This window comes from Methylobacterium sp. AC690 (assembly GCF_979256535.1).
In genome coordinates this window covers 1-13,267 of record NZ_CEEDOX010000008.1, presented here as the reverse complement: position 1 = coordinate 13,267, position 13,267 = coordinate 1, and the positions used below count along the sequence as shown (strand labels likewise).

15 protein-coding genes are annotated in these 13,267 nt (G+C 70.8%); 1 reads left to right on the top strand and 14 read right to left on the bottom strand.

What is annotated here, in order from left to right:
* Nucleotides 1-30 precede the first annotated feature (30 nt).
* The 13 genes from AC0IY1_RS10805 to AC0IY1_RS10745 all read right to left on the bottom strand — a co-directional run bounded on the left by AC0IY1_RS10805 (nucleotide 31) and on the right by AC0IY1_RS10745 (nucleotide 11,080).
* Nucleotides 31-786 (bottom strand): nucleoside deaminase, encoded by a 756-nt coding sequence (locus tag AC0IY1_RS10805; protein ID WP_082513224.1) that lies wholly within the window; start codon nucleotides 784-786, stop codon nucleotides 31-33.
* Between the two features lie 189 nt (nucleotides 787-975).
* Nucleotides 976-1,734: a flagellar type III secretion system pore protein FliP gene (gene fliP / locus AC0IY1_RS10800; RefSeq protein ID WP_055957338.1), complete on the bottom strand. Its 759-nt coding sequence runs from the start codon at nucleotides 1,732-1,734 to the stop codon at nucleotides 976-978.
* 46 nt (nucleotides 1,735-1,780) lie between these two features.
* On the bottom strand, nucleotides 1,781-2,275 hold the full coding sequence (locus AC0IY1_RS10795; protein ID WP_471769450.1) for a flagellar basal body-associated FliL family protein: 495 nt from the start codon (nucleotides 2,273-2,275) through the stop codon (nucleotides 1,781-1,783).
* Nucleotides 2,276-2,299: 24 nt separating this feature from the next.
* A complete protein-coding gene (gene flgH, locus AC0IY1_RS10790) occupies nucleotides 2,300-3,016 on the bottom strand; it encodes a flagellar basal body L-ring protein FlgH (protein WP_055957344.1) in 717 nt (238 codons plus the stop codon).
* Complete coding sequence (locus tag AC0IY1_RS10785; protein WP_471769737.1) at nucleotides 3,016-3,546, bottom strand: MotE family protein; 531 nt, start codon at nucleotides 3,544-3,546, stop codon at nucleotides 3,016-3,018. Before AC0IY1_RS10785 ends, flgH begins: the two co-directional genes overlap by 1 nt.
* 380 nt (nucleotides 3,547-3,926) lie before the next feature.
* On the bottom strand, nucleotides 3,927-5,090 hold the full coding sequence (gene flgI / locus AC0IY1_RS10780) for a flagellar basal body P-ring protein FlgI (RefSeq protein WP_082513225.1): 1,164 nt from the start codon (nucleotides 5,088-5,090) through the stop codon (nucleotides 3,927-3,929).
* Nucleotides 5,090-5,572: a flagellar basal body P-ring formation chaperone FlgA gene (gene flgA / locus AC0IY1_RS10775; RefSeq protein WP_082513226.1), complete on the bottom strand. Its 483-nt coding sequence runs from the start codon at nucleotides 5,570-5,572 to the stop codon at nucleotides 5,090-5,092. Before flgA ends, flgI begins: the two co-directional genes overlap by 1 nt.
* A gap of 127 nt (nucleotides 5,573-5,699) precedes the next feature.
* Nucleotides 5,700-6,488: a flagellar basal-body rod protein FlgG gene (gene flgG / locus AC0IY1_RS10770; RefSeq protein WP_055957351.1), complete on the bottom strand. Its 789-nt coding sequence runs from the start codon at nucleotides 6,486-6,488 to the stop codon at nucleotides 5,700-5,702.
* A gap of 53 nt (nucleotides 6,489-6,541) precedes the next feature.
* Nucleotides 6,542-6,886: a flagellar hook-basal body complex protein FliE gene (gene fliE, locus AC0IY1_RS10765; protein WP_055957355.1), complete on the bottom strand. Its 345-nt coding sequence runs from the start codon at nucleotides 6,884-6,886 to the stop codon at nucleotides 6,542-6,544.
* An 8-nt stretch (nucleotides 6,887-6,894) separates the two neighbouring features.
* The gene (flgC, locus tag AC0IY1_RS10760; protein WP_055957358.1) at nucleotides 6,895-7,311 is read right to left on the bottom strand and encodes a flagellar basal body rod protein FlgC; all 417 of its coding nucleotides are present in this window, start codon (nucleotides 7,309-7,311) and stop codon (nucleotides 6,895-6,897) included.
* A complete protein-coding gene (gene flgB / locus AC0IY1_RS10755; RefSeq protein WP_055957363.1) occupies nucleotides 7,311-7,694 on the bottom strand; it encodes a flagellar basal body rod protein FlgB in 384 nt (127 codons plus the stop codon). The genes flgC and flgB overlap by 1 nt, the downstream gene beginning before the upstream one ends.
* Nucleotides 7,695-7,784: 90 nt before the next feature.
* Nucleotides 7,785-9,095 carry an MFS transporter gene (locus AC0IY1_RS10750; RefSeq protein ID WP_055957672.1) on the bottom strand — a complete coding sequence of 437 codons (1,311 nt, stop codon included), beginning with the start codon at nucleotides 9,093-9,095 and terminating at the stop codon, nucleotides 7,785-7,787.
* Nucleotides 9,096-9,127: 32 nt separating this feature from the next.
* Nucleotides 9,128-11,080, bottom strand: coding sequence for a hypothetical protein (locus AC0IY1_RS10745; RefSeq protein ID WP_055957366.1), 1,953 nt, complete (start codon nucleotides 11,078-11,080; stop codon nucleotides 9,128-9,130).
* 197 nt (nucleotides 11,081-11,277) lie between these two features.
* Here AC0IY1_RS10745 and AC0IY1_RS10740 point away from each other — a divergent pair, with 197 nt between their 5' ends.
* The gene (locus tag AC0IY1_RS10740; protein ID WP_055957369.1) at nucleotides 11,278-11,475 is read left to right on the top strand and encodes a hypothetical protein; all 198 of its coding nucleotides are present in this window, start codon (nucleotides 11,278-11,280) and stop codon (nucleotides 11,473-11,475) included.
* A 103-nt stretch (nucleotides 11,476-11,578) separates the two neighbouring features.
* On the opposite strand, the gene AC0IY1_RS10735 is transcribed toward AC0IY1_RS10740, so the two are convergent.
* Entirely contained in the window at nucleotides 11,579-12,886 is a 1,308-nt protein-coding gene (locus AC0IY1_RS10735) for an MFS transporter (RefSeq protein ID WP_082513227.1), read from the bottom strand.
* Nucleotides 12,887-13,267: the final 381 nt, after the last annotated feature.

Below are 13,267 nucleotides of genomic sequence, written 5' to 3'. Positions count from 1 at the left end.
CGCGGAGATTGCGCCGTCGCCGCCGCGCGATCAGTAGGGGTGGCGGTCCGCCTTGTTCATCCAGGCTTCGTAGGCCTTCAGCCCCGTCTCGCGCTCGAAGTTCTCGCTGACCCGGATGCGGCGCTGATCCCAGGGCTTGGCGAAATCCTCGTACTGAAAGGCGTCGTCGAAGCCGATCTTGCTCGTGTCCTCCAGGCTGGCCGCGAAGTAGACGTGGTCGATGCGCGACCAGTAGATGGCGCTCATGCACATCGGGCAGGGCGCACCGTTGATGTAGATCTCGCAGCCCTTGAGCATCTTGGCCCGTTCGGCCACCGGATCGGGCGAACCGGGCTCACGCGGGATCATCTCCAGGATCGTGCCCGCGCCGTAATCGCTGCCGAGCAAGGCCTTCGGGTTGAGCCGGGCAGAGGCATCCATGATGGCGGTGATCTCCGCGTGGAAGACCGGAATGCCGGTCAGCAGCACGCGATTCTGACCGCGCCCGATGATCTCCCCGTCCTTGACGATCACGGCGCCGAACGGCCCACCCCACCCCTTCGCGACGGATTCGATCGCGAGCCGGGTCGCCTCCTCCATGAACGCCGTCCGGCCGGGGGGAACCGGGGCCGCCTGCGCGACGGCGCCGGGTGCCACGGCCAGGGACATCCCGACCCCGACGGCACTGGCCAGGAAGGCGCGCCGGCCCAGGTCGTCCGGTCCCGTGAAGTCACCCGGTCCGGTGCTGTCGCCCGGTCCCGTGCAGTCGCCGGAATGGTTCGCCGAACAGGAACAGGACTGAAACATCAAACATCTCCGCAATCCAACCGCACGGGTGCACGATACAGGACCCCGGTGATTTGGAGTACGAAAAACAGAGCGTCGGCCCTGTACTGGTCATCAGCGTTTCAGTCTTGTTAAGGGAACAAATCGATCCCTTATTGGGTTGGAGCGACAAGTCGTTCCGCAGGTCATGACCGGCGGACGAGCGCCTCGTCAGAAGAACGACCGCACCAAGCCGCCGACCAGCATGTTCCAGCCATCGATCAGGATGAAGAACAGCACCTTGAACGGCAGCGAGATCACGGTGGGCGGCAGCATCATCATGCCCATCGACATGACGATGGTGGAGACGATCATGTCGATGACCAGGAACGGCAGGGCGATCAGGAAGCCGATCTCGAAGCCGCGGCGCAGTTCCGAGATCATGAAGGCCGGGATCAGGATGCGCAGGTCGATCTTCTCCCCGCCCTCGGCCTTCGGGATGTTGCGGCTGGCCAGGTCCGTGAAGGTCTGCAGGTCCTTCGGGCGGACGTGCTGGGTCATGAATTCCCGGAACGGCTCGACGAGCTTGGGGATGGCCTCCGTCTCGGAGATCCGGTTCTCGGTGAGCGGCCGCAGGCCCTCGTTCCAGGCGCGGTCGAAGGTCGGCGCCATGACGTAGAAGGTCATGAACAGCGACAGGCTGACGAGGAAGATGTTGGCCGGCGTGCTCTGGAGGCCGAGGCCCGAGCGCAGGAACGAGAACGCGATGGCGAACCGGGTGAAGCTCGTCACCATGACGAGGAGGCCGGGGGCCAGCGACAGCACGGTCAGCAGCGCCACGAGCTGCAGGATGCGCCCGCTCGCCGCCCCGTTGCCGGCCGGCAGCAGCGCATCGAGGGCGGGCAGGCCGGTGGCCGACTGGGCCAGCGCCGGCCCCGTGAGGGCGAGGCCGGCGGCGAGGACGAGGCCTGCGGTGGTGAGCGGTTTCATGGTTCTTCCCAGCGGCCGAGGGTGACGAGGCTCCGGCGACGGCGCCCTACTGCACCACCAGCATCTCGACGATCAGCTCGCGGACCTGCCCCTTCGTGCGCAGGGCCACCCGCTCGTTGAGGTCCTCGCGCAGGTGCAGGAGCCCGCTGGCGCCCTCGAGCTGCTTCAGGGAGACGGTGCGCAGGTAGGCGACGATGTCGGAGCGGATCTCGGCGAGCGCCACGTCCGGGTTCGGCACGGAGCCGGTCTTGAACACGACCGAGGATTCGAGGCGGACCCAGGCATCGTTGCTGTCGGCGAGCTTGGTCACCACCGAGCCGACGCTGCGCAGGGCCACGTCGCCGGTGTATTTCAGGACCTTCACCGCCTTGTCGTCCTCGTCCTTCTTCTTCACGTCCACCGCCTTCTCGACGGTGGACAGGAGGTACATGCCCAGGCCACCGCCCGTGCCGATGGCGACGAGGCTGGTCAGGGCGAGGGCCAGGATCCAGCCCTTGCCGCCGCCCTTCTTCGCCCCCGTCTTGTCGTCCTTGGCTGCCATGGTTCCGCTCCCCCTCGCCCGATCTCAGAACGGCGCCAGGGTCTCGAAGACCTGCTGGCCGAAGGTCGGCGCCTGCACGTCCGAGATGCGGCCGCGCCCGCCATAGGAGATGCGCGCCTCGGCGATCTTGTCGTAGTCGATGGTGTTCTTGCGCGAGATGTCCCGCGGCCGGACGATGCCCGCCACGGTGAGGACGCGGACCTCGTTGTTCACCCGCACCTCCTGCGAACCGCTGATCACGACGTTGCCGTTGGGCATCTGCTCGGTGACGATGGCGGCGACCTGCAGGCGCAGCACCTCGGAGCGGTCGATGTTGCCCGCGCCCTTAGTCTCCGTGGAGGAGCGGATGCCGGCATCGGCGGTGGCCGTGTCCTTCAGGGCCGAGACGCCGTAGCCGAAATCGAAGCCGAGGCCCGACTTCTGGCTGCGCGAGCGATCGCTCGAATTGCCGAACTGCGCCTTGTCGTCGATGAGGATCGAGACCGTGATCACGTCGCCGATGTTGCGGGCGCGCGGATCCTGGAACATCTCGGCGCTGCCCGGCGCCCAGGTCGAGTGATAGGTGCGGCGTCCGAGGGACCCGTAGGTGGTCGGCAGGGCCTCGCGCGGCGGCTGCAGGCCGGTACCGATCGGCGTCAGCAGCGGCGCCTGGCCGATCCGGTCCACCGGCGTGTTGCAGGCGCCGAGGGCGGGCGCCGCCAGCACCAGGATCAGGCCGGCCCGGAACGTGTTGGGAAGCATCAGGATTTCTCGCTCGTGCGGGGCTTCTTGTTCGGGTCGGTCCTGCCGCTCGGATCGGTCTTGCCGCTCGGGTCGGTCCTGGACGCGCCGGTCTTGCCCATCTCGGTCATCATGCGGGCCAGCTGTGCGGCGCGCGCGGCCTCCATCTCGCTCAGGATTCCGCTCGCCGTGCGGGCGTTGAGCTTGGTCAGGATCGCGGCGGCGCCCTCGTCGGGCATGTTGGCGAGCTGGAGGGCGGCGGCATCCGCCCGCATCTTGGTGTAGATCGCCACCACGCCCTCGTCGGCCTTGGCCAGGAACGCGTCGCGGCGGGCGAGCCAGGTCTCGTACTCGGCGCGCTTGGCCTCCAGGGCGGCGATCCGCTCCTCGACCTGCTTCTCCAGGATCGCCAGCTGCTCCTTCTGCCAGGCGAAGCGCGCATCGGCGGCGGCGTCCGCGATGCTGGCGCAATAGGCCGGCGGCTTCGGCGCGGGCTTCGCCAACTCGGGCTCGGGAGCCCGGACCTCGGCGACCTGTGCCGGCTCGGACATCTTGGGCTCGGCCGTCTTGACCTCGGACACCTTGTCGGACGCCTTGGCCTCGATCGCCCCCGTGGTCTCGATCGGCTGGGACACGACCGTGACCGGCTCGGCCACCCCGGCGACGGGTTTGGCCGCGACGGCGAGGCGGGGCGCGGCCGGCTTCGGCGCGGCCTTCGGCAGCGGGCCGGGGTTCAGCCCGGAGATCGCCGGGCGGCCGCCCTCGAGGGCGCCGGCCGGACCGAGGCCGAAGGAGGCGAGTGCCAGAAGGCCGACGAACAGCAGGACCCGCAGCGCCATCAGGGCGAGCCAGCGGGTGGGCGGCGTCGGGCCGGGCGGGCGCACGACGAGGCGGGTTGCCTCGCGCGGCAGGGGCAGGTCGGTCACCGCGCTCATTGCACCACGAGCTCCGCCTGAAGCGCCCCGGAGGTCTTCACCGCCTGGAGGATCGAGATGATGTCGCTGGGCTTCAGCCCGACATTGTTGAGGCCGCGCACCAGGGTCTGGAGATCCGAGCCGCCGATGATCGCCATCCGGCCGGGCTGCTCGTTGATCGCGACCTCCGTGCGGGGCACCACGGCCGTCTGCCCGTTCGAGAACGGGGCCGGCTGCGAGACCTCCGGGGCCTCCGTCACCCGCACCGTGAGGTTGCCGTGCGTCACCGCCACGGTGGAGATCTGGACGTTGCGGCCGATCACCACCGTCCCGGTGCGCTGATCGACGACGACGCGGGCCGGGGTGTCGGGGTTGACGGTGAGGTCGCCGATCTCGGCCACGAACCGGGTCTGGGCGATGTTGCTCGGCCGCAGCAACGTGATGGCCCGCTGGTCGCGCGGCGACGCGACCCGGCGGTTGAAGCGCGCGAGGGCGTAGGCGTTGATGGCGTCGGCCACCATGGTGGCGGTCTTGAAGTCGGGGTTCTTCAACTCGAACACCAGTTCGGGCAGGTCCCGGAAGGTCCCCGGCACCTCGCGCTCGATCAGGGCGCCGTTGGGGATGCGCCCGGCGGTCGGCACGCCCTGCGTCACGGTCTCGGCCTGGCCGCCGACGCTGAAGCCCGAGACCGCGAGGGGTCCCTGCGCGGCCGCGTAGGTCAGGCTGTCGCCGCCCATCAGGGGCGTCATCAGCAGGGTGCCGCCCTTGAGGGAGGTGGCGTCGCCGAGCGAGGTCACGGTGACGTCGATGCGCGAGCCGGTGCCCGTGTAGGGCGGCAGGTCGGCGGTCACCATCACGGCGGCGACGTTGCGGGTGCGCAGGCGGGCGTCGCGGACGTTGATGCCCATGCGGTCCAGCATCGACTGCAGCGACTGCTCGGTGAACTGGGCGTTGCGCAGGGTGTCGCCGGTGCCCTGCAGGCCGGTGACGAGGCCGTAGCCCACGAGCTGGTTGTCGCGCACGCCCTTGAGGGTGGCGATGTCCTTGATCCGGGTTCCGGCCAGGGCGGGCGTGGGCAGGGCGAGGAGGAGGGCTGCGACGAGCGCCAGAATTCTGGCCGCGAACTTGGCCGCGAACTTGGCCGGGATCTTCGCCGGGATCTTGGGAAGGTGGCGGCGCATCAATGGTCCCCGGTCCGGATTCGGCCGTCGGCCATCACGGTGCCGAGGACGATGCGGTTGGTGTCGGTGTTGCGCACGCGGATGACGTCGCCGAGGCCGCCGTTCTGGAGCGGCGCGCCGACGGCGGTGATGAGCAGGCCGTGCTCCTCGAACACGATCTGCGTCGGCGTGCCCCGGCTGACGAGGCGGGGATCGTCGATGGCGTTGACCGGCACCGGCTCGCCCGGCAGCAGCATCCGCTTGGCGACGCGCCCGGAGATCGCCAGGGCGGCGTCGACCACGGCGGTCCGGGCCTTGAAGGTCTCCGGATAGGCCTGCATCCGCAGCATCGACGGCTTGATGGTGTCGCCGGGATAGATCGTCACCGTCGGCACCGGAAGCAGCAGGTCCTCGGCCGCGGCCGGCCCGGCCAGCAGCGCGAGCCCGACGGCGGCGAGGCGGCACCGGCTGCGCGGGGACAGGCCCGGAAGGTGAATACCCATGACGTGGTCGCGCCCTTGGAGAATGCCCGGACGGGCGGCCGCGGCCCCGGCGGAGAGCCGATGCCGCCCGTAGCCGCCGCGCGGAGGTGGGGGTGTGGGGCTCAGGCGGCGGCGCCGCCCGACGCGCTTAGCGGATGCCCTTGGAGATCGTGCCGGCCATCTCGTCGGCGGCCTGGATCACCTTCGAGTTCATCTCGAAGGCGCGCTGGGCCGTGATCATGTTGGTGATCTCCTTGACGGGATCGACGTTCGAGCTTTCCAGGTAGCCCTGCTGCAGCTTGCCGAAGCTCGGGTCGCCGGGCACGCCGGTGACGGGGGCGCCGGAGGCCGCGGTCTCGCGGTAGAGGCCGTTGCCGAGGGGCTCCAGGCCGGCATCGTTGGCGAAGTTCGCCAGCGTGATCTGGCCCAGGTTCTGCGCCTGCACCTGCCCGTCCACCTTGGCGAAGACCTGGCCCGACTGGTTGATCACCACGTCGACGGCCCCGTTGGGGATGAGGATCGCCGGGTCGAGGGCGTAGCCCTCCAGGGTGACGATCTGGCCGGTGTTGTTGCGGTTGAACGAGCCGGCGCGGGTGTAGTTGATCTCGCCGTTCGGGTTGGTGATCTGGAAGTAGCCCCGGCCGTTCACCGCGAGGTCGAGCTGGTTGGCGGTGTTGGCGAGCGGCCCCTGCCGGTGCAGGTTGCGAATGGCGGCCGTGCGCACGCCGAGGCCGAGCATCGCGCCCTCCGGCACCGGCTCCTGGCCGGCCTGGTTCGGCACGCCCTGCTGGCGCTCGGCCTGGTAGAGCAGGTCGGTGAACTCGGCCCGCGCGCCCTTGAACCCGGTGGTGTTCAGGTTGGCGATGTTGTTGGCGATGACCTCGAGGTTCATCTGCTGGGCGTTCATGCCCGTGGCCGCGATGGCGAGCGCTCTCATGGTGTCACGGTCCCGTCGAAGCGTTTGGCAGGGGGTTTCACGCGATCGGATCGTCAGATCGGCATGCGGCTGAGTTCGAGATAGGCGGCGACCACCTTGTCCCGGACGGCGATGGCGGTCTGCAGGCTCTGCTCGGCCGACATCACCGCCTCGACCACCTGCTGCGTCGAGGCCTTGCCCTGGATGCCCGAGATGGCGGTGGCCTCGCCGGTGCGCAGGGAGGTGCGCAGGCCGCTGGCGAGCTGCGCCATGACGTCCCCGAAATCGGTGCCGGCACCGGCCGTGGCGGTCGGCGGGCTCACGGGGAAGCTGGTGCGCGCCAGCGGCGCGGCCGAGTCGGTGCGGGTGATGCCGGCGGCCCGGTCGAAGGCGGCGAGCGAGGTGAGGGCTTCGATCATCGCGGGTCTCAGGTTCTCAGGAGGTCGATGACGCTGGCGACCATGGCGCGGGCCTGCTTGATCACCTGGACGTTGGCTTCGTAGGAGCGGTTGGCCTCGCGGATGTCGGCCATCTCCACCAGCACGTTGACGTTGGGCATCTTCACGTTGCCGTCGGAATCGGCCGCCGGATTGCCGGGGTCGCGCTCGATGCGGAACGGTGCGTCGTCGGTGCCGATCTTGCGCAGGGCCACCGTGGGGCCGCCGGCGGCCCGGTCCAGGGCGGCCCGGAAGGTCACGGTCTTGCGGGCATAGGGGTCCGCCCCGGGGGCGTCGCCGACGGATTGCGCGTTGGCGACGTTCTCGGCGGCGATGCGCAGGCGCAGGGACTGCGCCTCCATGCCGGCGCTGGCGAGACGGGTGGAGGCGGCGAGGGGGTCGATCATCAGGACTTCACCGCCGCCTTGAGCATCCGGTCGAAGGCCTTGACGATGCCCATGTTCAGGTTGTGGTCGCGGCTGACCTCGCCGGCCTTGAGCATCTCCTGCTCCAGGCTCACCGAGCTCGAGGTCGAGAGCGCGTCCCAGGCGTCGGCCGCGGCGACCGGCTTGGTCGGGATGCGGTTCTCGCCGGAGGTGACGTGGGCGCTCTCCGTCATGGTCATGCCGGCGGAGGCCGTGCGCGCCATCACCTCGGAGAACGGCACCACGTCCCGGGCCTTGTAGTCGGGCGTGTTGGCGTTCGCGACGTTGCTCGCGATGGTCGACTGACGCACCGCGAGGTAGCGCGCCTGCTGCGAGGCCAAGTCGAAGAGGTAGACGCCTGTCACGGTCGGCTCCGGTCCCGATCATTCATGACCGAAGCTTTAGGGAGCCAATCTTGTCCGAGGCTGACGGGGGCGGCGCGCCGGGGCCGCCCCTCAGCGCGCCTCCGCGTTCGCCTCGAGGTCCCGGCCGCGGGTCTCGGGCATGAGGAAGGCCGCGATCGTGCCCACGATGCTGAAGGCCACGAGGTAGTAGGCCGGGGCGAGCTTGTCGCCCGAGAGGGCGATGAGCTTGTTCACGACGTAGTTCGTGCTGCCGCCGAAGATCGAGACCGAGAAGGCGTACACGATGGAGAGCCCCGCGCTGCGCACCGCCCGCGGCAGGGCCTCGGGAATCGCCACGATGATCGCCGCCGCGTTGATCGAGGACAGGGCCGAGAGCAGGAAGGTCACGGCGTAGACCGACGGGCCGGTCGGGTCGCGCACGAGCCAGGCGAAGGCCGGCACGGTCAGCACGACGATGAGCGCGCGGGGCCAGATCATCACCGGGCGCCGGCCGAACCGATCGGCCAGCCAGCCGCCGAGGAGCGGGAAGGCGATGGAGGCGAGGCCGAGGGCGATGGGCACGGCGGTGGAGATCGTCTCCGTGAGGCCGAGGGTGGCCTGGGCATAGACCGGCATGTTGGTGCCCACCGCGTTGGAGACGGTGGAGGCCGCGATGATGAGGAAGGTCAGGACCAGCATCCGGCCGTGCTCGCGCACCAGGCGCCGGACCACCGCGAGGGTGGACTCGGCCGCGGCCGGGTCGGCGCGCGCGCCGGCCGTCTCGGGCAGATGGCTGCGGATGATCAGACCCACGGGCACGACGCCGATGCCCAGCGCGAACATCACCCGCCAGCCCCAACTCGCCATGGCGTCGTCGCCGACCGCGTAGGTCAGGACCGAGGCCACGAGGCCGGCGATCAGCGCGGCGCAGCCCTGGCTGGCGATCTGCCAGCTCGCCACGAAGCCGCGGTGCTGTCCCGGGGCGGCCTCCAGGAGATAGGCGGTGGAGGGGCCGACCTCGCCGCCGAGGGCCAGCCCCTGGATGAGCCGGCCCACGATGACGATGACCTGCGACCAGCCCCCCAGGGTGGCGTAGCCGGGGGCGGCCGCCAGCATCACCATGCCGATGGCCATCAGCGCGATGGTGATCAGCATCGCGGGCTTGCGCCCCGCCCGGTCGGCGAAGGCCCCGATGAGGATGCCGCCGACGGGCCGCATGACGTAGCCGATGCCGAACAGGGCCAGGGAGGCGAGCAGGCTGTCGGTGGCGTTCGCCGAGGGGAAGAACGCCTCGCCGATGGGCTTCGCGAAGAAGGCGTAGATGGTGAAGTCGTAGAACTCGAGGGCGTTGCCCAGCACCACGGCGGCGACCGCCTTGCGTTCGAGGCGCGGGGCCCCCTCGGTGGTCCCGGCCGTCTGCATGGTGGTCTCCCGTTGCGCGTCCCCGGCCAGGCTCATGGCACCGGCACGTCCTGCGTCAGGGCGTCGATGGAGAGCAGGTAGCCCAGCAGCGCGTCCTGGTCGGCGGGGCCGTAGCCGGCGGCGGCATCGACCCAGTAGCGGTGCCCCTCTCCCGTCACCCGCGCCGTGCGCGCCGTGGCGGAGGCGCGGTTGGCGGCCACGACCCGCCCGCGCAGATCCCGGTCCACCAGGGCGCGCAGGCTGTTGCGCGGGTCCGGCGCGCGACCGCGCTCCAGGGTGCCGGGCACGCCGAGCGCGCCGGCGAGGTCGGTCCCCGCCGCCACGCCGCCATCGTGCAGGTAGGGCGCCGACCAGGCGAGGCCGACGAGATTCGGGACCTTGTAGCCGCCCTCGGTCCCGGCATGGGCCCAGCCGAGCTGGACCTGCTTCAGGGCCTCGCCCTCCAGGGGGATCGGCACGATCCTGGGGTCGGCCGGCAGCGGGAAGGGCGTGTCGGTCGCAAACATCGCGGGGGCGGACAGGTGCGCCTCCATCTTGGCCCCCGCGCGGGCCCGGGTCGGCTCGGTACCGATCTCGCCCACGGGCACGATCCGGTTGTTGGTCAGCGCCGGGCCGGCATGGCAGCCGCCGCAGCCGGCCCGCGCGAACACCGCGCGGCCGGCCTCGGCCTGTGCCTTCGGCGCCGGCGGCGGACGCAGGAGGTTCTGGAAGGCCGACATGGCGTTGTTGGCGAAGTTCGCCGGCTCCCCGGCCGCGGAGGCGAAGAGCCCGTTATCGGTCATGTAGTTCGTCGCCGGAAAGCTCGGCAGGACGGCGTAGCGGTTGAGGCCGGGCGAAGCCGGCGTCGGGTCGAAGGCGGCCAGGATCGCGCTCGGCCGCTGGGCCGCCTGCGGATCGTAGCGCAGGGCCGGGTTCGCCGCCCCCTGGAGCAGGATGCCGAGGTAGAGGTCCGGATCGATGCCGAACAGCCAGGGCGCGGCGGCCGCGAGCTGCGTCGTGTCCGAATTGGCCGCGTGCACGTTGTTGTTCAACGACGACAGGCCGTGGAAGGGCCCGACCGCCTCGCGTCCGCTCCAGCTGTAGGGCTCGCCGTAGGCCGAGAAGCTCGACGGAATCGAGGTCGGGTTCGTCACCCGGTCGGCGGAGGAATCGAAGCTGCCCGGCGGCCAGCTCGCGACCTCGACCTTGGCCGCCGCCTCGAGCCTGTCCCGGTCGGGCAGCACCGCGCTCCCTCCGCCGGCGGTCGGAACGGTTCGTGACGGATCGCCCGCGAGGGCCGCGAGGTCGATGCTGCCGTGCATGAAGTAGGCGGAGGCGTTGGCCGAGAGGGCGAGGAGCAGCCCGGCATTCAGGTCGGCGTTCGGGGCGCCCTCCACGACCTTGCCGGACTGGGGGTCGACGGCCGCGTGGCAGAGGGCGCAGGTGATGCCGAGGCGCAGGTGGCCCCGGTCGTAGAAGGTCTTCAGGCCGATGATGCCGAGGCCGCCCGCCTCGACGTCGAGCCCGGTCGAGACGAGGTCGCCCTTGCGCCACTGGCGCTCGCCGATCCGCACGTCCTGGGCGACGCGGACCTGGAGGTTGTTGGTGGCCTTCCCGCCCAGCAGCAGCACGGCGCGGGCGACCTCGTAGGGCGTCAGGGCGCCGTCGAGCATCCCCATCACGTCGGTGAGGAAGACCTCGTTCCCGAAGGTCTCGGTGTAGAAGGCCTCCCGCCCGCGGGCGATGACCGCCTCGTCGATGGCGAAGGCGCCGGCCTCGGGCGACAGCGTCCGGCGCCCCGCCTCGGTGGTGCGCAGGGTCGCGGCCTCCTCCCGGCCGATGCGGCGCCCGAGGACGTCGTAGGCCGTCGAGATCGGGTAGCGGTCGGGATTCGCGAGGGCCTCGCGCGACGGCGTCGGCGCATAGCTGACGCGGCCGAACCCGGCGAGGCCGGCCCCGGCGGCGAGAATGACGACGGTGCCGAGGAGAAGGGAACGGGAACGCATGCCGAGGGGGTGTCTCCGGCCTGCAGGGGCCGGCGGATAACGGGTGCCGACGGTCAAGGTTCGATGACAGTTGCGCGAGGCGCCGCGCCGCGCCGATCGGGCCTTCGGGACCGCGCGCGTCCGGGCCCTCGGAACCGGCGATCCATGCCGGCGCTTGCACTCCCGGACGGGTCATCCGTCCGGCCGGGAGGACAGCCATGTCGCGGGACACCGAAACGCATCAAGCCCTGCTCAGCGCCCTGAAGGCCGCCCAGGGGCGGTCCGACGGCAGCTTCGAGAAGGCCGTCACGGACGCCTTCGCCCATGTCTTCGAGCATCTCCAGCGCCTGAACGCCGTGAGCGGGCCGGACGAGGACCGCCCGCTGGAGCCCGGCGAGTCGGCGACCCTGCGCTGAGCCCCGCCGCGGCGTCCCCGGGGCTCGCGTCTCCAAGGCTCGCGTCCCCGGGGCTCGCGTCCCGGAGGTTTGGCGCATCGCCCCCGGCGGCGACGGGACCGCGTCAGGCCCGCTGCCCCGAGGGCTCCGGCATGCGGGTGAGGAGCAGGGCCGCGCCGAGGCCGATGCCTGCCGACACCAGGAACGCCGCCGTGAAGCCGCTGGCATCGACGAGGCTGCCGGCCAGCACGTTCGAGAGGGCGATGGCGACGCCCTGGACGGTGGCCACCACCCCCGAGGCGAGGTTGTAGCGGGCCTTGTCCTCCATCAGGTCGGCGATCACCAGGGGCTTGATGGCGCTGTAGAGGCCGGTGCTCACGCCCTCCAGGGCCTGCACCGCGAAGAGCCAGAGGGCGTCGTCCGACACGGTGTAGAGCAGCGCCCGCACCGGCAGCATCGCGAAGGCGAACAGGAGGATCGGCTTGCGCCCCCAGCCGTCGGCGAAGCGTCCGACCAGGATGGCCATGGGCAGCATCACCGCCTGCGCCGCCACGATGGTCGTCGAGGTGATGGCGGCCGACCAGTTCTCGTGCGCCAGGGAGATCTTCTGCGCGACCAGGGAGGCCATCGGCCCGTTGGCCAGCTGGAACAGGAAGATCGACGCGGCGAAGACGAGGAGCGGGCGGTTGTCGAGGAGCACCTTAAAGGCCGCGCCCGAGCGCGGCTTCGGCTTCACCCCCTCGGCGAGCTCGCGGCCGACGATGTCGCGGGGGATCGACAGGACGGCCGCGGCAGCCGCGAACGACAGGGCGGGCACGAGGAAGAACACCGCCCGGTCGGGAAAGCCGTAGCCGACCAGCGCGATCAGGACTGCGATGACGACGTTGCCGGCCCGGTACCAGGCGCTGTTGCGGCCCATCCGGCGCGACAGGCGGGCCTTCGGGAAGATGCCGAGGGTGAGGCCCGCGATGGTCGGGGTGAAGCTGCTGCCCGCCGCGGTCAGGACCGTGAAGGCCAGGAGCACCGGCCAGAATTGCGGCCAGAGCGCGATGACCACCGCTCCGGCCGAGGCCGCCATCAGGGCGGCCACGATGGCCAGGCGCTTGTCGCGCGCGCGGTCGATCACGGCCCCGAGCGGTGCCTGCAGGCCGACGCCGACGAGGCCCGCCAAGGTGGTCACGAGGCCGACGGTGGTCGCGCTCCACTCGCGGTGTACCAGCAGGAAGACGTTGAGGTAGGGCCGCAGCCCCCCGTTCACGTCGACCAGGCTGAGGTTGAGCAGATCGAACTTGCGCGGATGCAGGTCCTTCGCGGTGCCGTCCGCGTCGTGCCCCGCCTCTTGCCGGTCGCCTCGTCCGCCGACCGGTTCACCGTCTTGCCGGTCACTTTGCCGGTCACCTTGCCGTTCGCCTCGCCCCGCCCTGTGCGCCATCGCTCTGTGTTGCCCGTTCCGGTCCCGCTGTGACCGGGTGTGACGTCCCTGCGGTCAATGTGTTCCCGGGCCGGCGATCGGCACGAGGGCGAGGCGGTCGGACATCGCCGCGTCGGGGCGGACACGGCGCGACCCGCCGCGGCGGAGGCCGGGCGGGTCGGTGAGGATGTCCGTCGGTCCGAGACGGCTTACAGGTTGAGATAGGCCTGAGCCGAGCCGACGATGGTGAAGACGAGGCCGCCGGCAAAAGCCGCGACCATGGCGTAGGAGAAGCCTTTCAGCAGCATGTGAGTCTCCTTCGCGGGTCCGATCAGCAGCGGTTACCGCCCGAGGTCTGGCCGTACTGCTGGGTGGGGAAGTTCTGCTGGTTGGCGTTGCCCT